Origin of the sequence: Bacteroides galacturonicus (genome assembly GCF_003096855.1) — a bacterium.
In the GTDB taxonomy this organism is placed as follows: domain Bacteria; phylum Bacillota; class Clostridia; order Lachnospirales; family Lachnospiraceae; genus Lachnospira; species Lachnospira rogosae.
In genome coordinates this window covers 182,884-204,535 of the sequence record NZ_QEOA01000007.1, presented here as the reverse complement: position 1 = coordinate 204,535, position 21,652 = coordinate 182,884, and the positions used below count along the sequence as shown (strand labels likewise).

The window sequence follows — 21,652 nt, the reverse complement described above, 5'->3', positions numbered from 1 at the left end:
ATTTACATATGTTCTTTATTTTTTCTGTATTTATTAGGTGAAATACCCTTGGTACGCCTGAAAGCATCGCCGAAATAATTACTGTCATTAAAACCACACTCAAATGCAATATCAGTTATTGATTTGTTAGTGTTAAGAAGAAGTTCGCAGGCGTGTTGTATGCGGACATTTATTATATATTCTTTAAAACCAAAGCCGGTAACGCTCTTGAATTTCTTTGAAAGATACGAACGGCTGAGATTGAATTTTTTCGCCACATCTTCAAGTATAAGCCTTTCGCTGTAATGGTTGTAAATGTAAGTTGCAACCTCCTGCATAATTCTGTTATTAACGTCAATCTCTTTTATTACATTTTCTTCATAATTCTTACAACGGGTTATAAAAAGCATAAGCTCGGCGAGTGCAACGCTTACAAAGCCGGGAGATAAAGGATCCTGTCCTTCATTTTCAAAGAGGAGCTTTTCAAGAAGGCTTTCTATATAATCTCTTCGTTTTTCGGGTATTGAGATAACACCTGCCTGCATAACATCAGATACGATATCCGTGCCGACAACATTGTTGAGCCATTCTGTGACGGTTGGCTTAAAGCTTATTACAATTCGCTCGTGCATACCTTTTCCTGTATAATCAGTCTTGTGGATTGTTCCGGCAGGGACGATTACAATATCTCCGTGGTGGAATTTGTATATATTGTGGCTGATAAATGCCGTACATTCACCGCGGGCAAGATAAAAAAGTTCGTGAAAAGGGTGTGAGTGAACCTTTTTAGCTTTAAATGCCGAGCGTTTAATTTTTTTGATTTCAAAATTCTTCTGCATATCCTGTATCATATTAAGCCTCCAGTGTAAAAAAAGTATTTATAAAAATACTTATGTAAGAAATTAGGATACATTTTCTGTAAAGTTAATTAAATAATAGTATTTATAAGTGGAAATCACTGTTTTTTATGCTAATATATTATATAAAAAAGAGAAAAAATGCAATAGATTATTGGGAAAGAAGGGATTAAATATGGCACGACCAATAAGTGCTGGCAAGAGAGATATGATTCTTAACGGGAATCTTATCAGGGCAATTCTTACATTGGCAATACCAGTTATGATTAACAGCTTTATACAGTCAATGTATAATCTTACAGATACGTTCTGGCTTGGAAAGATAGGAACAGCTAATCAGGCAGCTATAACGCTTGTGTCACCATTCCAGAATATTCTTATTAACTTTGGAGCAGGCATAACGACAGCGGGTGCTATCCTTATATCGCAGTACCTTGGTGCGAAAGAAGACAAACAGGCGAACTCTATGGCTAATCATATATGTATAACATCGCTTGGATTTTCAGTCGTATGTGCATTTATATGCTGGCTTGTGTCACCAGGACTTGTAAAATGGCTTGGTGCTGAGGGTGAAATATATAGATATGGACTTACATATATAAGAATTGTAGTATTAGACCTTCCATTTCTTTTTATGATTAATCTGTTTACTTCGGTCAAGCAGGCACAGGGCGACACAGTAAGACCTCTGCTTCTTAATATACTTGGGGTATCTATCAATCTGATACTTGACCCATTATTCCTTGTTATATTCAACTGGGGAATAGGTGGTGCGGCACTTGCTACACTGCTTGCTAAGATACCGAGTGCGATTATTGGAGTTCTTGTACTTAGGGGAAATAACCAGCTTGTCAGAATTAACTTTAAGAACTTCAAATTTGATAAAAATAAAGTGCTTGCTATATTAAAAATTGGTCTGCCAACTGCAATAGGTGGAAGTACAATGCAGTTCGGATTTCTTCTTATGACTAAAAATGTTAATGCCTATGGTCCGACAGCTACAACAGCTTATGGTATCGGTAATAAGATTAACAGTATTATTACAATGCCGGCAAGCGGAATAGGCTCTGCAATATCTACAATAGTCGGTCAGAATATGGGTGCAGGCAATATTAAAAGAACTGACAAGTCATACCATATTGCACTGAGAATAGGAGCTGTATTCTTATTCATATGTGGAATGATACTTTCAAGAAGATTTATAGCAGAACCAATGGTAAGATTTTTCACATCAGATGAACAGGTAGTGCCTCTTGCGACACAGTTCCTGTCAATTATGGCAATATGCTGCTGGACGAATGCATTTTATAATGTAACGCAGGGGTTATTTCAGGGCTGTGGACATACCATGATAACAATGGCAGTTGATGCGACAAGAATATGGATATTCAGGTTCCTGACATTGTGGGTATGTGCTAATGTGCTTGGAATGGGCGTTGAGAGTGTGTGGTATGCGGTAGTTGTAAGTAATGCCACATCAGCATTGATACTCTACATACTCTATTGGACAGGAATATGGAAGAAATCAACTATTAAAATAGAAAAGACACAGGATGAAGGCAATAATTCAGACGAAAAGGTAAAGTCTCTTAATGAGGCTGATTCAGATATAAAAGTTTCTTCAAATATACAGACAGTTAATTAATCAGATTACAAGTAAATATTGTGCTCCCTATAAATGTTCCCGAAGCCAGCCGGATTGTTCTGGTTTCGGGAATTTTTTGTTAATAAAAATGGCAGCATAGTTATATATAATTCATTCTGCAGGATATATTTTCTGGTGATTAGTAATAATCATATGAAAATGCAAGTATGTACTTGATTTTGTACAATCTGTTTTATATAATAGATGTATGTATACAATATTGGAGATATGAATATGGACTCAATTAGATTAAAGGCACGTGCCAAGATTAATCTTGGACTTGATGTGTTAGGAAAGAGAGATAATGGATATCACGATGTAAGAATGGTTATGCAGACAGTAGGTATATATGACCGTCTTATAATTAATAAGATACCAGAAGACGATATAAGGATTGATATTAATCTTAAGTTTCTTCCGGTTAATGAGAATAATCTCATATATAAAGCATACAAGCTTATGAAAGATGAGTATGGCTTTTCGGGTGGAATAGAGGTAGACCTTAATAAGTTCATACCGATAGCAGCAGGTATGGCTGGAGGAAGTACAGATGCAGCTTCTGCTATGTTTGCTATCAATAAGCTGTTCAATCTTGGACTTTCTAACAGGGAGCTTATGGAGCAGGGAGTTAAGATTGGAGCTGATGTTCCATACTGTATTATGAGAGGAACTGCACTTGCAGAAGGGATAGGAGAGAAGCTTACAAGACTTGCACCTATGCCATTTTGTCATATGGTTGTAGCAAAGCCACCTATTAATGTATCGACTAAGATGGTGTATGATAGTCTGGATTCAGGTGCAATCACAAAGCATCCTGATATAGACGGAATTATAGAGGCAATTAATGAGGGCAGTGTAATAAAGATTGCCGAGCGTATGGGCAATGTGTTAGAAGATGTGACTATTCCGTTGTATCCGGTTATAGATAAGATAAAGAAGGATATGATAAGTCAGGGTGCATACAATGCTATGATGAGTGGAAGTGGTCCTACAGTATTTGGAATATTTCCTGATGAGCAGACAGCACTTAATTGTAAAGAATATTTAAAGCGTCAGGGAGATGCAAGACAGGTATATATAACAGAGACATTTAATTAAATTACTACACGGAGGATTAGACAATGAAAGGCGAATTAAAAATGGATGTGAACGAATACCTTCCATTAAGAGATGTTGTATTCAATACATTAAGACAGGCTATTCTTACAGGAGAGATGGAACCTGGCGAAAGACTTATGGAGATACAGCTTGCTAACAAGCTTGGAGTAAGCCGTACACCTATACGAGAAGCAATCAGAAAGTTAGAGCTTGAAGGCCTTGTTATTATGATTCCAAGAAAAGGTGCTGAGGTTGCACATATAACTGTAAAGGATATGAGAGATGTCCTTGAGGTGCGTTCGGCGTTAGAAGAACTTGCTGCAACACTTGCCTGCAAGAATGTAACACCTGAACATATAGAGGAGTTAAAGACGGCTAACAGGGTATTTGAAGCCGCTATTGTATCTAAAGATGTAGTTGCTATAGTTAATGCAGATGTGGCATTCCACAATATTATATATTCAATGACAGACAACCAGAGACTTATCCAGCTTGTCAACAGTCTTAGTGAGCAGATGTACAGATATCGTCTTGAATATGTTAAAGATGCAAGAACACATTCTATACTTATAAGTGAGCATAACGATATAATCAGGCAGCTTGCCGATAAGGATGTCGAAAAAGCCAAGGTTATAGTAAGACAGCATATTACTAATCAGGAAAGGGGAATTATAAGACTTCTTAACATATAATTAAATAAAATTGTGATTTATTGAAAACTGAAAGCTGTATTCACCATACTATGAAAATGATAGGGGTGGGTATAGCTTTTTATTTTTTGGGGATAATTTCCATATAAATTATCTGGTACATCTTAAAGGTTGTGGCGGGGATGTTAAAAAGCAGCAAAAGCAACGGCGACCCGCTTTCGTTTAAGTGTCGCACGCAGCGGTGAAAGCCTTTAGGTGAGTGGATAATTTAATGGAAAGTTATTTCTGGTGGTGGCAGGTTGTCGGAAGTGTGGATTGCAGGACAGCTGTTAGGTGGAGGTGGGAAGCGACGATTGTAGAATAGTCGCTACACGGCAGTGGCAATGATATTGTATATTATCTGCCATACATCCGAAGAAAGTTGCAGTTCAGTCGCTGCCCAGTTGTGAGAACTTACTATATTGCAAGCTGGGTACTGTTGAAACCGTCGGCACTTAGCGGCTGTTCCTTAGCCGCTTACGTGTCCGCTACGGTTTCAAGTAGCGGGGGCGTGCCCAGCGGTAATATAGTAAGTCCTCACAACGTCCGTATGTAACAACGTCCGTCCGTCACACTAACACTATCCGTCCGTCACACTATCCGAGCATAAGCATTTCCGCTTCCCAGAACCATCCAGAAACTACCAGCAAACAAGGGGGTATATATGTTAAAATTAAATGAAAAAAGTGCAAAATCAACTTATATTATACTGGCATTAAGCATTATTATGCTTGTAATTGTAGGAATACGATTGTATAGTGATACTTATGCAGCATTTATGCAAAAAGATATAGCTTCGCAGATTATAAGATTTCATATAAGGGCGAATGACGACTCTGAGGAGGCACAGAATAATAAAATGCTTGTTAAGGCAGCGGTGCTTGATTATATAAGTCCGAAGCTTTCACAATCCGTATCATTAGAGGAGTCAAGACAGATTTTAAGTGATGAGAGTGATAATATAAAGAATGTTGCTGTTGATAAGCTTAGGAGCCTTGGAAGTAAGGAAGATGTAAGCGTTTATTTTGAAAATTGCTATTTTCCGATGAAAAGCTACGGGGATATGACATTTCCGCCAGGGGAATATGAGGCATTTAGAATAGATATAGGAGAGGCTTCAGGCAGGAACTGGTGGTGCGTATTATATCCACCATTATGTTTTGTGGATGCAGTATATGGTGTTGTGCCGGATGAGTCAAAGGATGAGCTTAAAAATGTACTGACAGAAGATGAGTACAGGGTAGTGTCTGGAGAAAAGGTACAGTACAGATTCAAGTATCTTAAATTTTTAAATAAGAAATAAGCTGTAAATGTAAAATAACCTGTAAAATTAATTATAAACATAAAATAATTGTAAGTATCAGAAGATTATGGATATAAGGCGATTGTTGACATTCAGTAATTATAAGCATAAAAAGATTGTAAGTATCAGGAAATTACTGATATAGGGTGATTATATTTATCAATAATCAGAGAATAAGAAAGGGAGTACACACGAGAATATGAATGATAAGGTATATGTTAAGATAAGAGGACTGTCGGCACAAGAGGCGGGCGATGCTTATAAAGAGGCAGAAGATATTGAGATAATAAGCGTTGGAAGATACACTAGGAGGGCAGGCAAGGAATATATACGCTATGAAGAAGTGTATGATGGAGAAAGTGCAAAATCTGACACGCTTATTAAAATATCAGAGGACAGAGTTGAGATAAGTAAAAAAGGTGCAATAACAACAATTATGGAGTTCATACAGGATAAAAAGACTGTAAGCTGTTATAACACACCTTATGGAGGCCTTGCGATGTCTATATATACAAGCATGCTGGATATAGAAAGGGATGAAGATAAGATTAATATAGCACTCGAATACACCATGGATGTTAATGGGCAGCAGATGAGTGAATGTAAGGTAAGAATTGAAATATGTAATCAGGGAAAGCTTGAATTGTAGAGATACATTTATAAAATTATATTTAAAGAGCTGTATTTTATAAATTATATTTTGCAAATTGTATTTTAATTCAGGTATTGCCTTAAATAAAGTGTCGTGGTACAATGACAGACAGATTGAATAAATAAAAGCAATGACGGAAAAAGTAGTATATGCGGAGCATACAGAGAGAGCTGTGGTGGTGAAATCAGCTTATGTGACTATTATATGAAGACCATTCCTGAGCTGTGCGTAGAAGAGATTATAATATATAATCTTGAAGCGTTACCGTGTGGCATACGTTACAGGCTGTAAGAGTGAAATAATAAGGTGGAACCGTGCAAATGCACCCTTAGGTATATGGCAGAGTGTACCTTGTGGGTGCTTTTTATATGTCAGGTAAAAAGCACATTTAACAGGTAACTAAGTCCGGACTAATACGCAAAGGAGATTAATAATAATGGTTAATTTTAAAGAAGATGAACAGTTAAGCACATTAAACCATTCTTGTGCACATTTAATGGCACAGGCAATTAAGCATCTTTATCCACAGGCTAAATTCTGGGTAGGACCAGTTGTAGCAGAAGGTTTTTATTATGATGTGGATCTTGGAGATGATGTTATCAGAGATGAAGATATTCCTAAGATTGAAAAGGAAATGAAGAAGGTAGCTAAGTCAGGAAAGAAGATTATCCGCAAGGAAATCTCTAAAGAAGAAGCTATGGAAATGTTCAAGGATGATGAATATAAGTTAGACCTTATCTCTAACCTTGAAGATGGAACAATAACTTGCTACGAGCAGGGAGATTTTACAGATCTCTGTCGTGGACCACACGTTGATAATGTTAAGTTATGCCGTAATTTTAAGTTGCTCAGACATTCAGGCGCTTACTGGAAGGGCGACAGCAATAATAAGGTTCTCCAGAGAATATATGGTGTATGTTTCCCAACACCAGAAGAACTTGAAGCACACCTTCAGGAACTTGAGGAAGCTAAGGAAAGAGATCACAGAAAGATAGGTAAGGATATGGAACTCTTTATGGTTGATGACCTTATCGGACGTGGTCTTCCAATGTTCTTACCAAAGGGTTATATAATATGGCAGGAACTTGAGAACTATATTAAAGATAAAGAAAGAAAGCTTGGATATCAGCACGTTATGACACCTTGTGTTGGTACAGTTAATCTTTATAAGACATCAGGACACTGGGATCATTATAAGGAAAATATGTTCCCGGCAATGGAAGTTGATGATGAAGCATTTGTATTAAGACCAATGAACTGCCCTCATCATATGATGATATATGCTAACAGACTTCACTCATATAAGGATCTTCCTATAAGAATTGGTGAGATAGCACATGATTTCAGATATGAGTCAAGTGGAACATTAAAGGGTATTGAAAGAGGAAGACATTTCTGCCAGAATGATGCCCACCTTTTTGTAACACCAGAGCAGATTAAAGATGAAATATCTAAGGTAGTTGACCTTATATTCTCAACATACAAGGATTTTGGAATTACAGATTATCGTTGTGTTCTTTCACTTAGAGATCCAGAAAATAAGACTAAGTACCACGATGATGATGAAATGTGGAATAAGGCTGAAAATGCTTTAAGAGATGTTATGAACAGTCTTGGTATTGAATATACAGAAGAAATCGGTGAAGCTGCATTCTACGGTCCTAAGCTTGATGTTAATGTTAAGCCGGCTGTTGGTAATGAAATCACATTATCTACATGCCAGTTAGACTTCTGTCTTCCAGCTAAGTTCAACCTTTCATATGTTGACAAGGATGGCGAGAAGAAGACACCAGTTGTACTTCACAGAGCTATACTTGGTTCTCTTGACAGATTTATGGCATATATACTTGAAGAAACAAAGGGTAACCTTCCAACATGGTTAGCACCAGTTCAGGTAAGAGTAATGCCAGTTAAGACAGATAATGATGAGATTATGAATTATGCACACGAAATCGTTGATGCTCTTGAAGCTAAAAATGTAAGAGTAGAACTTGATGACAGAGCAGAAAAGCTTGGTTATCGTATGCGTGAGGGACAGATCCAGAAAGTTCCATATCTTCTTGTTATTGGATTTAACGAGCAGGAGAACAAGACAGTATCATACAGACTTCACGGACAGCAGGATACAACAACACTTGGACTTGATGAGTTCGTAGAAAAGATTGATACAGAGATAAAGAATAAGGCAAGATAATGACAGAAATGCATAATGTGCATGCTAAGAGATTTACTAATGTGTAGATATTGGCTGTAGCTATAATACTTGGATCTTAGAAACATATAATAAATAATAGGTGAAAACCAGCAGTGGCTTTCGCTGGCATTGAAGGTTGGCTTATGAAGGGCTTGTTTTGGTGCTGGGGAGGTGCTGCTGGTTTTCTTATTTAATAGATATATAATATGTTGGTTATAGACTTTTGGCATTGTGCTTTATATAATTGTATTAAAATATTGATGTAACTTATATATTTGTACATAGGGATGGAGGAGAAAGAAAATGACTAAAACAGAACTTTTTCTTAAGCTTGCCGCTCCAGATAAGAATGGTGTAAGCAGATGGGTGTATGTGTCTGAATTTGTGGGTGAGTATGCAGATTTAACATTTGGAAATGGAGCTTCATGGGCAAGAAAAGAATCAACATTGGCAAAAAAATATAATGTTGAATTTTATAAGAAAGATACACCGGGGAATAGCATCGACAGAATAAGACTTAATGGATTTAATAATGGAGATTATTCACAGCACATTAATGCGTCTATAAAAAGAGAGATAAAATCAAGAAGATGTGTGGTGCTTGGAACGTCAAATCCAGAGGTTGATCATAAAAATGGAATGAAAAATGAAGCAAGGGTTATGAAAAATGAAGCTCAGAGATTATCAGATTTTCAGGCGTTGAGTAAAGCAGCTAATGATGCCAAAAGACAGTTCTGTAAAGAGTGTATGAGAACGGGTATAAGATACGATGCTAAACAACTTGGTTATCCAATGTCATACTATAAGGGAGGAGCGAAGCATAATAATGAGGAGAATGCATGTATAGGCTGTTATTGGTATGATCCTATAGAATTTAGGAGACATCTTCAGGAGAAAAAATAAAATACACAGAGTTATTAATGGGGTGATATTATGAATATTCATGTATTTGTTGTTAATCAGATAACATTTAAGCAGCATTTAGAGTATATGTTTGCAGGTACAGGGGCAAAAAATAGAATGAGCCTGTTTTTAGAAAAATCAGACATTAAATTTCAGCCAACTACAGAAAGAAATTTAGTTGGAATGATAGCAGATATTTCGCGGATAAGACCAGATGATAAGATTATTTTTTATTTACAGGCAACGGTTAATAATCCGGGGATGTTCTTTGGCATATTTAAAGCAAAATCAGCAGCTTTTTTTGATGAAAATGATAATAAGAATTATTTATCGGATGAATTGGGGAAGGGCTTATCATATCGAATTGAAATAGAGGCAGATACAGTTTATTCTTATGGTATAACCGAACATGAGTATCTTGATGATCTTACAGGAAAAGAAGCACCATATGAATTATGTTGGAGCTTGATTTATCGTAAGCTTAAAGGTAATAGGGGCTGTACTATGATTACGCCATATGAATTTGAAGATCTATTATGTAAAATTAAGAAAAAGAACCAGGATAATCAACTAAAAGGAGCTGGATTTACTTTTGATGAAGGAGAGGTAAGAATTATTACTGCCAAGGAAACAAAACAGTATACTGGCAGAAAAGGAAGTTTGGATATTAAACCGAGGTTATTATATAAAGCTGGTAAGAAAAATGCATTTGAAACACATTTGCAGGCTTATATTATGCAAAAATATGATGATGGCATACTAAAGAATATTCTCCTGCCATTGGGAAATGGAAGTGCCTGGGTGGGAAATGAAGTGGCTTGTGGTGTCGGGATGCAGAAGATTGATACTTTGATTATTGAGCAGAATGATGAAGAAATACATGTTAAAGTTGTAGAGCTTAAAGATGAAGAACCATATGAATATATATTGAGTCATCAGTTACGATGGTATTTGCAATGGGTATCTCAATATATAGTACCTAATTTGTTAAAATATAAAAAGCCTGTGGTTATTCACCCTTGTATATTAGCAAGAAAAACAGACAATATAGATATTATTGAAAAAATTAGAAGTGTAGATCTTATAAATTCTAGTATTCAAAATGTAAGTATTGCGGCAACTGAATACATAGCATTTGACATTGTAAATAATGATATAACATTTGAAAAAGTTGTATAGAAAAAATATATAATGAAAAGGTGAGGTGGTCAGAGTGATATGTACTTTCTTTACTGAACAAACCAGTAAGAACAGTACATATCAGTGATTATTTTACTTTTTTAAATATAAAAATATATTCGTGTTTAAATATATAGAAATCATTAGTGATAGCACGGTAACGCCATATGCCCTGTTGGTTAGATTTACCTTTTGTTTCACCAAAATTCTTAACAAGAATAGCCTTTAATAAAAATCCTCTTTCAAGGAATTGGTTCATACAATAAAATCCTAGAGGAATAACCTGGCTATTGGCATATTTGTCACCAATAACACATGCACAGTATCTGTTCTTTTCAAGATATTTAGTTGTATTATCTATAACCATTCCAAATGAATCAAGAAATTCATTAAGCGTGTGAGAATTTGAAAGGTCATTGATGTTATCAGAGAATTTGATAATATCCCAATAAGGAGGGTGCATAATAACAAATTGAAATGCGGGAATGTTAAATTGTTCCATTAGGCTGTTGATATTATAGCAACGACTGTCGCCGGTTATCACTTTGGTTATGCAGTTGTCATTATGTTCAATATTAATTAGTGTTTCGCTATTTCTTGCGATATCTGGCTGAAGTTCTATCCCAATCGAATTACGTCCCATGCGTTGGGCTTCTATAAGTGAAGTGCCTCCACCCATAAATGGATCAAGTATCCAGTCCCCCTTTTTGGTATATCTTGTAAACAACTGGTGGGGGATCTGTGGAACAAAGTTGCCATGATAGTCGGGTGAATGAACACCAGAGTTGTCACGTTTGTCTATTATCCATAGAGAATCAGTATTAATATCAGTATATTCTTTCCAATATTTTGGATCTAAATCGTTATATCGAGCCATTAAAATCTCCTATTGTTTAATTAAGCAATGTAAATATTCTGTTGTGGAGGAAGCAGCAATATTTCTGTTGGTTTCCTTGTCTGCTTTAAACCTTTTATATTCCTTGGTGTAAAAGGAATATTTGCCGTATTGAGACATTATATCTTTAATAGTGTCTAAAGACATAAGACCTTCGTTATTGTAACTTAAGAAAATGTATTTAAAATCGGAATGTCTTATTAAGTCATCAAATGCGTTACATACAGTACGTTTAGAACAAAAAAGGCTTTTCTGGTCACTAGAATCACGAAGTCCGGTCTTTCCGCTTAGTACAGGATTGTCATATCGTGCAATAGTTTCTAAAACGTGATAATTAGAACAATATTGTCTTGAATTGTATGGCGGGTCAAGATACAAAACATCGCCTTTAATGTCGCGTATTAATCGGTTGATGTCCTGATTGTATGCTTTACCAGCAGTTCCGTTAATAACAGGAAGCAATTCTAATTTAAAATCCTTTTGAGCTGATTTTTTAATCTTTTTAAGGAAAGCACCGTAAACAGATGCAGTGTTGGCGTATTTGTCTATTGAATTAATAAGACTGGCAAGATAATAATAATATGTATGCGAATCAATTTTATTATTATCCTTAAGGCACTCTAATTCTATTCTTATGGCATCACATTTTTTACCATTATAATTAGTGAAGTAATTGCGGCCAGAGCCAGATCCTTCACAGTAGTTATTATATATAAATCCTTCGACTGGTTCTAGATTATTAAAATATGACAAAAGCTCTGAATTCAATTCGGGAGTGTTCTCAATATAATGCTTGCTTAGAACATAGCTGTAATACTGAATATCATTGGAAATGACTGAGCACCCCTTAGCTTTATATGTCTGTCCTACGATTCCTGTTCCGGAAAATAAATCAGCAAAAATGTAATTATCGCCATTATGATATCCGGTTACATCTGCAATAGTTGTTTCTAAAAAGTCTAAAAGAGAATATTTAGAACCTATATAATTCATGACTTTGCTCCTTTGTTATTGTTGGAGTTATTATCTGGATTATCAGGTAAAAATACTAATATATCGTTAGGTGTGCAATTCAAAGCGTTACATATACTTTCGACTTTATCAAGCGCAATATATTGTCCAGTCTTAATCTTACTAATAATATTCGCAGATATATGAGCTTCACGCATTAACTGAGAGTGAGAAATCTCCCGTTCTATTAACATATGTTGTAGTTTTTTGTAACATACTGACATTAGAAATACTCCTTAAATTAATATTATACAGTATATCATAGAAGTATGAAAAACACAACTAATATATGAAAAAAATTATGGAAATGTGAATAATGTGAAGCAATTTTAAATGGTGTTGTATGTGGAGATATGATAAAATGTTAAGAGTGATTAGTGAGGAATGATTTATGGAAAATGGTCGGCAGACTAAAAAAGCACGCAAATGCTTGAAAAATAAGGAAAAACCGAGATAAGATAGGAGTTAAAAATATATGATACGAGTACTTTTCATCTGCCACGGCAACATCTGCCGCAGCACTATGGCAGAAAGCATTATGACATATTTAGTTAAACAGGCAGGAGTTGAAGATCAATTTTACATCAACTCGGCGGCAACAAGCTGTGAAGAAATAGGCAATCCGCCACATAGCGGAACCGTGGCGAAGCTTAAAGCGGAGGGAATACCTGTAATTCCTCATAGAGCAGTGCAGATGACACTTAATGATTATGAGGAGTATGATTACCTGATTGGCATGGATACAGAGAATATCCGCAATATGCAGAGACTATCTGGTGGAGATCCTGACGAAAAGGTATACAAGCTTATGACATTTGCAGGTTCAGGTTCGGATGTGGCAGACCCTTGGTATACAGGAGATTTTGAGGCGACATATAAAGATGTAAGAAAAGGCTGTGAAGGATTGCTAAAAGTTCTTATGAATCTTTAATTAAATAGTATATTTTCCCCACCCCTGCATAAACTGTACAAACAGATATGCAGGGGTTTTTATTTGAAAACTTATATTGAAGAAAGGGTTATAGATATAGCTGATTATATAATCGACAATAATGCAACAGTGCGCAAGGCGGCTAAGCAGTTTGGGGTGAGCAAAAGCACAGCACATAAAGATGTTACGACAAGACTTTTGGAGATAGACCCACAGCTTGCAGCGAAGGTCAGGAAAATACTGGATATTAATAAGCAGGAACGCCACATAAGGGGTGGACTTGCAACCAAAGAAAAATATTCACATATGACAAGATAAAATAATTTTTATATTTTACATTTTATATTTCGCACTTTATATTGTATATTTTGCACTTTGTATTTTACAATTTGCACTTTGTACGTTATACATAAAAAGAAAATTGAATAAATCAGACATAACTACCAATAATATAACTGGAATTATAAATGTGACAGACACACATTTTATTAGTAAATATTAGTTGTTGTATTAATGGAGGTTGTAGAATGAATTATGATTCGTCTGACTTTGCAGGTGGTGTACCAATGAATGAGCCGGATGCAGTAAGGTGCTGTGCACCAGCGGCAAGTGCTTATAGTGATGGAATTCCGGCAGGATATCTTGATAATCCGTGTATTCCAGCAGGAAGCCATAACAGGTCACATAAGGTTATGGAACATAGAAAGCTTGAGATAAGAAAGGTTATAGGCAGGGAAATTCTTGACTCAAGGGGCAATCCGACAGTTGAGGCACAGGTTATGCTAAAAGACGGAACAGTTGGAATGGGAAAGTCACCAAGCGGTGCGTCAACAGGTGCGTTTGAGGCGGTAGAACTCAGGGATATGAATCTTAAACGATATGGTGGTAAAGGTACGCTTAAAGCAGTTAATCACATAAATGTCGAGCTTAATAACAGCGTTCTTGCGATGGATTCGTCAGAAACATATTCAGTTGATAAAGCGATGATTGACGAAGACAAAACGCATGATAAGGCACGGCTTGGAGCTAATTCGATACTTGCAGTTTCAATTGCGGCAGCAAGAGCTGCAGCACAGTCGCTGCATATGCCGCTGTATCGTTTCCTTGGAGGAGTGGCTGGTACTACATTGCCGGTTCCACTTATGAATATAATTAATGGTGGAAGACATGCTGTTGGAAGCGATTTTCAGGAGTATATGATAGTTCCAGCAGGAGCACCTTGTTTCAGGGAAGCTTTAAGGATGGGAACAGAAGTGTTTCATTCATTAAGGGACATACTTTCACAGAGGGGATATGTTACAACTGTTGGTGACGAGGGCGGATTTGCACCTGCCATAACAAAGGCAGATGAAGTGTTTGCTGTGTTGCAGGAAGCAGTTATGGCAGCAGGATATGAACCGGGTAAGGATGTGTATTTTGCTATGGATGCTGCGGCATCAGAACTTTACAATACAGAGAGCGGATTATATGAATTTGCAAGAGAATACGCAGCTCTTGGAAACTCAGCCGATGGCGGAATAAAAAGGAGTACTGAAGAATTAATTAATTATTATGAAATGCTGGTTAATAAATTTCCAATTATTTCAATTGAAGACCCTCTTAATGAGGAAGATTGGAGTGGCTGGAAAAGCATTACAGAAAGACTTGGGGAAAAAGTACAGATTGTGGGAGATGATTTATTCGTAACTAATACAGTAAGATTAAAGAAAGGAATTGAGATGGGTTGTGCGAATTCAATTCTTATAAAGCCTAACCAGATTGGAACATTATCAGAGACATTAGAAGCAGTAAAAATGGCACATAGATACGGTTACACAGCAATTGCCAGCCATCGCTCAGGTGAAACAGATGATACAACAATAGCAGATCTGGCAGTTGCTCTTAATATGGGTCAGATAAAGACAGGTGCACCATCAAGAGCCGAGCGTATCGCCAAATACAACCGCCTCCTACAAATAGAAGACGAACTAGGCGAGTCCGCCACATACGCCGGCATAGAAGCTTTTGGAAAATAGTCAAACAAGACATAAAGAGATTAAATAAAAAACTGTATACAATATTAGCATATTGTATACAGAAAATCCAAAGTCTGGTTATTATGCAGACTGTAAAAATGTCCGATATATTCAATTAACAGATAGTAAATAAAGAATAAAAACAGCAGCAAGGACTGCTATATTACAAGCTGGGTGCTTTTGCAGCCGTCGGCACTTAGCGGCTGTATTTTAACCGCTTATGTGTCCGCTATGGCTGCAAGCAGTGTGAACGTGCCCGGCGGTAATATAGCAGTCCTTGCTGCGTCTGTTGTCAATCCACAAATTAGCAAAACTGTAATTGAGTTATTTCTCAATCCTTTAATTGGTTAAATCTGTAATTCGGCAATATCTTCATACTTAGATGAGACATTTTCGGAACGCTTCTATAACAGTGCCGTAATATTCAAATCCTTCTTCTTAGAAAGATCAATATATTCCCCATCAACCTGCACAACTGGCTTGTGAAGTGCACTGTCATTAATAAGTATGACCTTTCCTACACGTCCGTCAGACAGACGTACATCAGTGTGAATGTAAGATGAAGCTACATTTTTAAGGAAAGGTATTGCAAATACAGGGTCAAACTTGGTAAATGCGTCTTCATACATAAGGCGTACTACCTCAAATGGACATATAGGAGCTCTGTATATACGGCTTGAAGTCATTGCATCATATACATCAGCTATTGCAATAATCTTGGCTGTTTCAGGTATTTTATCGCTCTTGAGTCCGAAAGGATAACCAGTTCCGTCACATTTTTCGTGATGGAGAAGAATAGCTTCCTTAACAGACATAGGCATAAACTTGTTCTTAACCTGCTCGTAACCTAAGTTGACGTGCTTTTTCATGATTTCGTATTCGTTATCAGTAAGATTTCCGGGCTTGTTAAGAATCTTCTCAGGTATAAGGAGCTTACCAATATCGTGCATAAGTCCAGCGAGTGTAAGCACCTTAATCTTCTCCTGATTGTAGCCCATCCATTTGCCAATGACAGAAGCGATTAAAGCGACATTCATAGAGTGGACATATGTAAGGTCATCAACGTCACGCATAGCGTGAAGCATATCAAATAACTGTAATGAGTTGTTAGACTCAGCAACGATGTCAATAGTATTTTTGACTAAAGATTTTGTGTTAACTTCATCATCAGATGAGATTAACTTCTTTAAGTCATCTTTGAAAGTGTCAATATGTTCATTGTAATGTTCTTCAAATGTCTTGAATTCTTCTGAATTACGGACAGTTTCGTAGTATTTGGTGTTCTCATCATCAGCGGCTTTGGCAGCTTCTTTAGCTCCGTCTACAGCAGAAATGCTGCTTATAGTACGATTATCTATGGCAGAATCAGCCTCAGTCTTATCATATACAGATATTTCAAGAATATGATGTCCTGAAATTCTTGAAATGAGGTCAAGATTAAGGACAGTTCCTTTTGTCAAAAGGATAGAACCATCATTAAGTATTACGTCACGGGAAAGTTCCATTCCTTCTTCTGCATCAAATATAAATATTGTAAGTTCGTTCATTAGTTAAATCCTCTTATATGGCTTGAATATTAGTAATCATATTACGATTAAATGATAAAAATATTATAAATTTAATATATAAAAAAGTCAATTAGACTTGACGTATTAGCATCAATTGTGTAGTATCTATATGCAGTTAATTAAATAATGATTATATCCCTTATTTAGAGCGGTGGAGATACATAGGATCTATGAAGCCCGGCAACCCCTTTTTAGGAAGGTGCCAACCTGAGCGAGAGAATTCGAACAATGAGAGGATTTCGAGATAAACAATCGGGGTCCCTTAGGGGGCTCCGGTTTTTGCTATTACATTTAAAAAGTCGGAAACACCAAGGATGATAAGTGATATTAATCACAGTGACTAAAGGATTAGATATTAAGAAGGAGAAAGACAAAGAATGGAAAAAAGATTATTTACATCAGAATCAGTAACTGAAGGACATCCTGACAAAATCTGCGACCAGATTTCAGATGCAGTGCTTGATGCACTTTATGCACAGGATCCATATTCAAGAGTAGCCTGCGAGACACTTACTAACACAGGTTTCGTTATGGTTATGGGTGAGATTACAACTAAGGCAAATGTTGATATTCCTCAGATTGTACGTGATACAGTTGTAGAGATTGGTTATGATAGTTCAGAAAAAGGCTTTGATGGTAATACTTGTGCTGTTATGGTTGCACTTGATAAGCAGTCAGCAGATATAGCTATGGGTGTTGATAAGGCACTTGAAGCTAAGGAAGGTGTAGATAAGGAAGATGATGACCTTGGTGCTGGAGATCAGGGTATGATGTTTGGTTATGCTACTAACGAGACAGAAGAATATATGCCATACTCAGCAGCACTTGCACAGAAGCTTTCCAAGCAGCTTACAAAGGTTCGCAAGGATGGTACATTAAGCTACTTAAGACCAGATGGAAAGACACAGGTAACTGTTGAATATGATGAGAACAACAAGCCAATCCGTCTCGATGCAATTGTTGTTTCGTCACAGCATGCACCGGATGTAACACAGGAACAGATTCACGAAGATATCAAGAAGTATGTTATCGATGCAATCGTTGACCAGGCTATGGTAGATGCAGATACTAAGATATTCATCAATCCAACAGGACGTTTCGTTATAGGTGGTCCAAATGGGGATTCAGGCCTTACAGGTAGAAAGATTATCGTAGATACTTACGGTGGAGCTGCAAGACATGGTGGTGGAGCTTTCTCTGGTAAGGACTGCACTAAGGTTGACCGTTCGGCAGCATACGCAGCCCGTTATGTAGCTAAGAACTTAGTTGCAGCAGGTATCGCCGACAGATGTGAAATCCAGCTTTCATATGCTATAGGTGTTGCACATCCAACATCTATATGTGTTGATACATTTGGCACAGGTAAGTTAAGCGATGAGAAGATTGTAGAAATCATAAGAGAGAACTTTGATTTAAGACCAAACGGAATTATCAAGATGCTTGACTTAAGAAGACCTATCTACAAGCAGACAGCAAGCTATGGCCACTTTGGACGTACAGATCTTAACCTTCCTTGGGAGCAGTTAGATAAGGTTGATGCACTTAAGAAGTATCTTTAATAAAGATATAATTGGATGGATTAAATTAGTTAAATTATAGGAATTAATATAATTATATAATTGATATATGGCGGATACATTTTAGAATTAGTAAAATGTATCCGCCATATTTTGATTTTTTGTAAGAATGCAAATGTAAATTTTCTGCTATGTAGGTTTTGTCAATAATGTGAGTTTTTCATTATTTTGGTGTTATATCAAGAATATCGAACACAAATCTAATGCTATTTTATGCTTTTAAAAAATTTTTTCTTTTTTTAGCGTTTAGGACTTTTAAAATTCTGTATTTATGTATATAATGTTGATTAGCTATGAAAAATGTTTTTGATAGCAGGTATATTAACAAGATATAATTGTTGGAAAAGTTAAAGTGTGATGCTGGTATATAGTATTTTATACTTAATATAGTATAGCATTTTACAATGTATAGTACTTATAGTATTTAATGTATAGTGCTTTAACAGAATTATGTAATAGATTGGATAATTATAGAAGATTAGGGAGGAGAACAGTATGTTATCTACTGATATTGGTATTGATTTAGGTACTGCAAGTATTCTTGTATATATAAAAGGAAAGGGTGTTGTGTTAAAAGAGCCATCAGTTGTTGCCTTTGACAGAGATACTAATAAGATTAAAGCTATCGGAGAGGAAGCAAGACTTATGCTTGGTAGAACACCTGGTAATATTGTCGCTGTACGACCTCTTCGTCAGGGCGTTATTTCTGATTACACAGTAACAGAAAAGATGCTTAAATATTTCATTCAGAAAGCAATTGGTAGAAGAATGTTAAAGAAGCCTAGAATAAGCGTATGTGTTCCATCAGGAGTTACAGAAGTTGAGAAGAAGGCGGTTGAGGATGCAACTCTTCAGGCAGGAGCAAGAGAAGTTGCAATTATCGAAGAGCCAATTGCGGCAGCTATTGGAGCAGGTATTGATATTTCAAGACCTTGCGGTAATATGATAGTTGATATCGGTGGTGGTACTACAGATATCGCTGTTATTTCACTTGGAGGTACTGTTGTTAGTACATCTATAAAGATTGCAGGTGATGATTTCGATGAAGCACTTGTTAGATATATGAGAAAGAAGCACAACCTTCTTATCGGTGAAAGAACAGCCGAAGATATTAAGATAAAGATAGGATCAGCGTATCCAAGACCAGAAGTAGTTACAATGAATGTAAGAGGACGTAATCTTGTTACAGGTCTTCCAAAGACAGTTGAAGTTACATCTGAAGAGACAGAAGAAGCATTAAGAGAAGCTACTTCACAGATTGTTGAAGCTGTACACAGCGTATTAGAAAAGACACCTCCAGAACTTGCATCTGATATTGCAGACAGAGGTATTGTTCTTACAGGAGGCGGAAGTCTTCTTTCAGGTCTTGAAGATCTTATAGAGTCTAAGACAGGAATTAACACAATGACAGCAGAAGACCCTATGACAGCAGTTGCTATAGGAACTGGTAAGTTTATTGAATTCCTTTCAGGATACAGAGAAGAATAGATTTAAGAAAAGGGGTCAGGTATGGTAAGAGGTTTATATACTGCTTATACTGGATTGGTGAATCAGCAGAAGAGACTGGACATTGTATCTAATAATCTGGCAAATTCTACAACAACAGGTTACAAGAAAGAGGGCATGACTACCCAGAGCTTTGATTCAGTATATGGGATTAAGGTTAAAGATGAGACAGTTGGTTATATGAATCAGAATATAGGCAAGATGAGTCTTGGAGTAAAGATAGGAGAAACTTACAGAAGCTGGGATCAGGGTTCTTTAAAGAATACTGAGAGTTCTTATGATTTTGCACTTGCAGGCGATGGCTTTTTCTCTATATCATTCACTAACAAAGCAGGTGAGACATCAACACTTTATACCAGGGATGGATCGTTCCAGATGAACAGCGAAGGCTATCTGGTTACCAAGGATGGTGATTATGTGCTTGGAGAGAGTGGAGATCCAATCGTTCTTCCAACAGACATATCCAAGCTTACAGTTGATTCTACAGGAAGAATATATGCAGACGGACAGTATGTAGATACATTTGGAATTGTAGATTTTGAAGATTATAATTACATAGAAGCATATGGAGAAAATCTTTACAGAGCTGTAGACGGTGCAACATTTAAAGATTCAACAGCAAGTGTTAATCAGGGGTATCTTGAAACATCTAATATTAATGTTGTATCAGAAATGGTCGATATGATTAACATAGCAAGAGAATTTGAAAGTAATCAGAAGATTGTTAATTCGATTGATGAAATGCTTGGCAAGATGGTAAGTATTTCCGAATTGTAATCACATAGGAGGATAAGATTATGATGAGATCATTATGGACTGCTGCATCAGGAATGATGGCACAGCAGACAAGTGTAGATACAATATCTAATAATCTGGCTAATGTTAATACGGTCGGTTATAAGTCAGAATCAACAGAATTTAAATCATTATTATATCAGAATCTCCAGTCGAGAACAACATCTGCGAATGGAGAATATAAGCCGGTAGCTGCACAGGTAGGACTTGGTGCAAGAGTAGCGTCAGTTACATCACATTTTACACAGGGTGCTATGAATGCAAGTGACAGCTCAACTGATTTTGCGATTAGTGGTGACGGATTATTTGCTGTACAGAATGAAGAAGGCGAGACAGTATATACACGTAATGGTAATTTCTACTTCTCAACAGCAACAGAAGGAATGATGTTATGTACAGCAGATGGTTATCCTGTACTTAGCACAGATGGACAGCCAATCGTATTATCATCAGATTACAATGCGGCTAATATTAAGGTATCATCAGAGGGTGACCTTATGTATCCAGGTGAAGATGGTAATCTTGCTAATATAGGTGTTAAGATAGGACTTTTCCAGTTCGCTAATCCATCAGGTCTTGATAAGCTTGGTGGTAACTATCTTGCAGAGACTGAAGCATCAGGAGTTCCAATGAATGAGGAGACTGACGGAGTTGCTAAGAAGAGTCAGTTAAAGCAGAATTATCTTGAAGCGTCAAATGTACAGGTGGCAACAGAGATGGTTAACCTTATTACAGCACAGAGAGCATATGAGTTATGTTCTAAGGCAATCACAACGTCAGATACAATGATGGAACAGGCTAACTCATTAAAGAGATAAATAAAATAGATATGATTTGCAGTAATGACAAGGGAGA

General features: G+C 36.6%; 20 protein-coding genes and 1 riboswitch. Of the genes, 15 read left to right on the top strand and 5 right to left on the bottom strand.

All coding sequences use genetic code 11. The features are described from left to right. Window positions 1-2: 2 nt before the first annotated feature. Window positions 3-830 (bottom strand): helix-turn-helix domain-containing protein, encoded by an 828-nt coding sequence (locus C7390_RS11475; protein WP_055176898.1) that lies wholly within the window; start codon window positions 828-830, stop codon window positions 3-5. A gap of 181 nt (window positions 831-1,011) precedes the next feature. Between C7390_RS11475 and C7390_RS11470 the strand changes: the two genes are divergently transcribed. The 8 genes from C7390_RS11470 to C7390_RS11435 all read left to right on the top strand — a co-directional run bounded on the left by C7390_RS11470 (window position 1,012) and on the right by C7390_RS11435 (window position 10,499). After that, on the top strand, window positions 1,012-2,481 hold the full coding sequence (locus C7390_RS11470) for an MATE family efflux transporter (protein WP_082421656.1): 1,470 nt from the start codon (window positions 1,012-1,014) through the stop codon (window positions 2,479-2,481). Window positions 2,482-2,715: 234 nt separating this feature from the next. After that, entirely contained in the window at window positions 2,716-3,579 is an 864-nt protein-coding gene (ispE, locus tag C7390_RS11465; RefSeq protein ID WP_022502389.1) for a 4-(cytidine 5'-diphospho)-2-C-methyl-D-erythritol kinase, read from the top strand. Between the two features lie 23 nt (window positions 3,580-3,602). Then, window positions 3,603-4,271, top strand: a complete 669-nt coding sequence (locus C7390_RS11460; protein ID WP_022502390.1) for a GntR family transcriptional regulator — start codon at window positions 3,603-3,605, stop codon at window positions 4,269-4,271. Window positions 4,272-4,932: 661 nt separating this feature from the next. Next, the gene (spoIIR, locus tag C7390_RS11455; protein ID WP_022502391.1) at window positions 4,933-5,571 is read left to right on the top strand and encodes a stage II sporulation protein R; all 639 of its coding nucleotides are present in this window, start codon (window positions 4,933-4,935) and stop codon (window positions 5,569-5,571) included. Window positions 5,572-5,770: 199 nt separating this feature from the next. Then, window positions 5,771-6,220, top strand: a complete 450-nt coding sequence (locus tag C7390_RS11450) for a DUF1934 domain-containing protein (protein WP_022502392.1) — start codon at window positions 5,771-5,773, stop codon at window positions 6,218-6,220. 439 nt (window positions 6,221-6,659) lie between these two features. Then, complete coding sequence (gene thrS, locus C7390_RS11445; protein ID WP_022502393.1) at window positions 6,660-8,417, top strand: threonine--tRNA ligase; 1,758 nt, start codon at window positions 6,660-6,662, stop codon at window positions 8,415-8,417. 303 nt (window positions 8,418-8,720) lie between these two features. Next, window positions 8,721-9,320 (top strand): hypothetical protein, encoded by a 600-nt coding sequence (locus C7390_RS11440; protein ID WP_055176905.1) that lies wholly within the window; start codon window positions 8,721-8,723, stop codon window positions 9,318-9,320. Window positions 9,321-9,350: 30 nt separating this feature from the next. After that, window positions 9,351-10,499, top strand: coding sequence for a hypothetical protein (locus C7390_RS11435; RefSeq protein ID WP_116444220.1), 1,149 nt, complete (start codon window positions 9,351-9,353; stop codon window positions 10,497-10,499). Between the two features lie 88 nt (window positions 10,500-10,587). Here C7390_RS11435 and C7390_RS11430 read toward each other — a convergent pair whose 3' ends face one another. The 3 genes from C7390_RS11430 to C7390_RS13935 are packed head-to-tail and all read right to left on the bottom strand — an operon-like array spanning window position 10,588 to window position 12,599. Further along, window positions 10,588-11,376 (bottom strand): TRM11 family SAM-dependent methyltransferase, encoded by a 789-nt coding sequence (locus C7390_RS11430; protein WP_055176912.1) that lies wholly within the window; start codon window positions 11,374-11,376, stop codon window positions 10,588-10,590. A 9-nt stretch (window positions 11,377-11,385) separates the two neighbouring features. Next, window positions 11,386-12,387, bottom strand: a complete 1,002-nt coding sequence (locus C7390_RS11425) for a DNA adenine methylase (RefSeq protein ID WP_055176916.1) — start codon at window positions 12,385-12,387, stop codon at window positions 11,386-11,388. Beyond that, window positions 12,384-12,599, bottom strand: coding sequence for a helix-turn-helix domain-containing protein (locus C7390_RS13935; protein ID WP_349153800.1), 216 nt, complete (start codon window positions 12,597-12,599; stop codon window positions 12,384-12,386). The genes C7390_RS11425 and C7390_RS13935 overlap by 4 nt, the downstream gene beginning before the upstream one ends. Before the next feature lie 281 nt (window positions 12,600-12,880). Here C7390_RS13935 and C7390_RS11415 point away from each other — a divergent pair, with 281 nt between their 5' ends. From C7390_RS11415 to eno, 3 genes are all read left to right on the top strand, one after another. Beyond that, window positions 12,881-13,336 (top strand): low molecular weight protein-tyrosine-phosphatase, encoded by a 456-nt coding sequence (locus C7390_RS11415; RefSeq protein WP_082421657.1) that lies wholly within the window; start codon window positions 12,881-12,883, stop codon window positions 13,334-13,336. A gap of 63 nt (window positions 13,337-13,399) precedes the next feature. Beyond that, a complete protein-coding gene (gene spoIIID / locus C7390_RS11410) occupies window positions 13,400-13,654 on the top strand; it encodes a sporulation transcriptional regulator SpoIIID (RefSeq protein WP_022502395.1) in 255 nt (84 codons plus the stop codon). 374 nt (window positions 13,655-14,028) lie between these two features. Beyond that, window positions 14,029-15,351 carry a phosphopyruvate hydratase gene (eno, locus tag C7390_RS11405; protein ID WP_090140886.1) on the top strand — a complete coding sequence of 441 codons (1,323 nt, stop codon included), beginning with the start codon at window positions 14,029-14,031 and terminating at the stop codon, window positions 15,349-15,351. A 404-nt stretch (window positions 15,352-15,755) separates the two neighbouring features. Here the strand turns inward: eno and C7390_RS11400 are convergent, their stop codons facing one another. Next, window positions 15,756-16,898 carry an HD-GYP domain-containing protein gene (locus C7390_RS11400; RefSeq protein WP_116444219.1) on the bottom strand — a complete coding sequence of 381 codons (1,143 nt, stop codon included), beginning with the start codon at window positions 16,896-16,898 and terminating at the stop codon, window positions 15,756-15,758. Between the two features lie 157 nt (window positions 16,899-17,055). Continuing rightward, window positions 17,056-17,154: riboswitch (SAM riboswitch) on the top strand. Window positions 17,155-17,296: 142 nt separating this feature from the next. On the opposite strand from C7390_RS11400, the gene metK reads away from it, so the two are divergent. The 4 genes from metK (at window position 17,297) to C7390_RS11380 (ending at window position 21,615) form a co-directional block, all read left to right on the top strand. Then, window positions 17,297-18,478 carry a methionine adenosyltransferase gene (gene metK / locus C7390_RS11395; protein WP_055306895.1) on the top strand — a complete coding sequence of 394 codons (1,182 nt, stop codon included), beginning with the start codon at window positions 17,297-17,299 and terminating at the stop codon, window positions 18,476-18,478. Between the two features lie 513 nt (window positions 18,479-18,991). After that, window positions 18,992-19,984: a rod shape-determining protein gene (gene mreB / locus C7390_RS11390; protein WP_022502399.1), complete on the top strand. Its 993-nt coding sequence runs from the start codon at window positions 18,992-18,994 to the stop codon at window positions 19,982-19,984. Window positions 19,985-20,005: 21 nt separating this feature from the next. After that, window positions 20,006-20,779: a flagellar basal-body rod protein FlgF gene (flgF, locus tag C7390_RS11385; protein WP_022502400.1), complete on the top strand. Its 774-nt coding sequence runs from the start codon at window positions 20,006-20,008 to the stop codon at window positions 20,777-20,779. Window positions 20,780-20,799: 20 nt separating this feature from the next. Then, window positions 20,800-21,615 (top strand): flagellar hook-basal body protein, encoded by an 816-nt coding sequence (locus tag C7390_RS11380; protein WP_022502401.1) that lies wholly within the window; start codon window positions 20,800-20,802, stop codon window positions 21,613-21,615. The last annotated feature ends 37 nt before the right edge of the window (window positions 21,616-21,652 follow it).

Coding starts and splice junctions, on each gene's coding strand:
- C7390_RS11475 (WP_055176898.1), bottom strand. CDS start 830: ATGATACAGGATATGCAGAAGAATTTTGAAATCAAAAAAATTAAACGC.
- C7390_RS11470 (WP_082421656.1), top strand. CDS start 1,012: ATGGCACGACCAATAAGTGCTGGCAAGAGAGATATGATTCTTAACGGG.
- ispE (WP_022502389.1), top strand. CDS start 2,716: ATGGACTCAATTAGATTAAAGGCACGTGCCAAGATTAATCTTGGACTT.
- C7390_RS11460 (WP_022502390.1), top strand. CDS start 3,603: ATGAAAGGCGAATTAAAAATGGATGTGAACGAATACCTTCCATTAAGA.
- spoIIR (WP_022502391.1), top strand. CDS start 4,933: ATGTTAAAATTAAATGAAAAAAGTGCAAAATCAACTTATATTATACTG.
- C7390_RS11450 (WP_022502392.1), top strand. CDS start 5,771: ATGAATGATAAGGTATATGTTAAGATAAGAGGACTGTCGGCACAAGAG.
- thrS (WP_022502393.1), top strand. CDS start 6,660: ATGGTTAATTTTAAAGAAGATGAACAGTTAAGCACATTAAACCATTCT.
- C7390_RS11440 (WP_055176905.1), top strand. CDS start 8,721: ATGACTAAAACAGAACTTTTTCTTAAGCTTGCCGCTCCAGATAAGAAT.
- C7390_RS11435 (WP_116444220.1), top strand. CDS start 9,351: ATGAATATTCATGTATTTGTTGTTAATCAGATAACATTTAAGCAGCAT.
- C7390_RS11430 (WP_055176912.1), bottom strand. CDS start 11,376: ATGGCTCGATATAACGATTTAGATCCAAAATATTGGAAAGAATATACT.
- C7390_RS11425 (WP_055176916.1), bottom strand. CDS start 12,387: ATGAATTATATAGGTTCTAAATATTCTCTTTTAGACTTTTTAGAAACA.
- C7390_RS13935 (WP_349153800.1), bottom strand. CDS start 12,599: ATGTTAATAGAACGGGAGATTTCTCACTCTCAGTTAATGCGTGAAGCT.
- C7390_RS11415 (WP_082421657.1), top strand. CDS start 12,881: ATGATACGAGTACTTTTCATCTGCCACGGCAACATCTGCCGCAGCACT.
- eno (WP_090140886.1), top strand. CDS start 14,029: ATGGAACATAGAAAGCTTGAGATAAGAAAGGTTATAGGCAGGGAAATT.
- C7390_RS11400 (WP_116444219.1), bottom strand. CDS start 16,898: ATGAACGAACTTACAATATTTATATTTGATGCAGAAGAAGGAATGGAA.
- metK (WP_055306895.1), top strand. CDS start 17,297: ATGGAAAAAAGATTATTTACATCAGAATCAGTAACTGAAGGACATCCT.
- mreB (WP_022502399.1), top strand. CDS start 18,992: ATGTTATCTACTGATATTGGTATTGATTTAGGTACTGCAAGTATTCTT.
- flgF (WP_022502400.1), top strand. CDS start 20,006: ATGGTAAGAGGTTTATATACTGCTTATACTGGATTGGTGAATCAGCAG.
- C7390_RS11380 (WP_022502401.1), top strand. CDS start 20,800: ATGATGAGATCATTATGGACTGCTGCATCAGGAATGATGGCACAGCAG.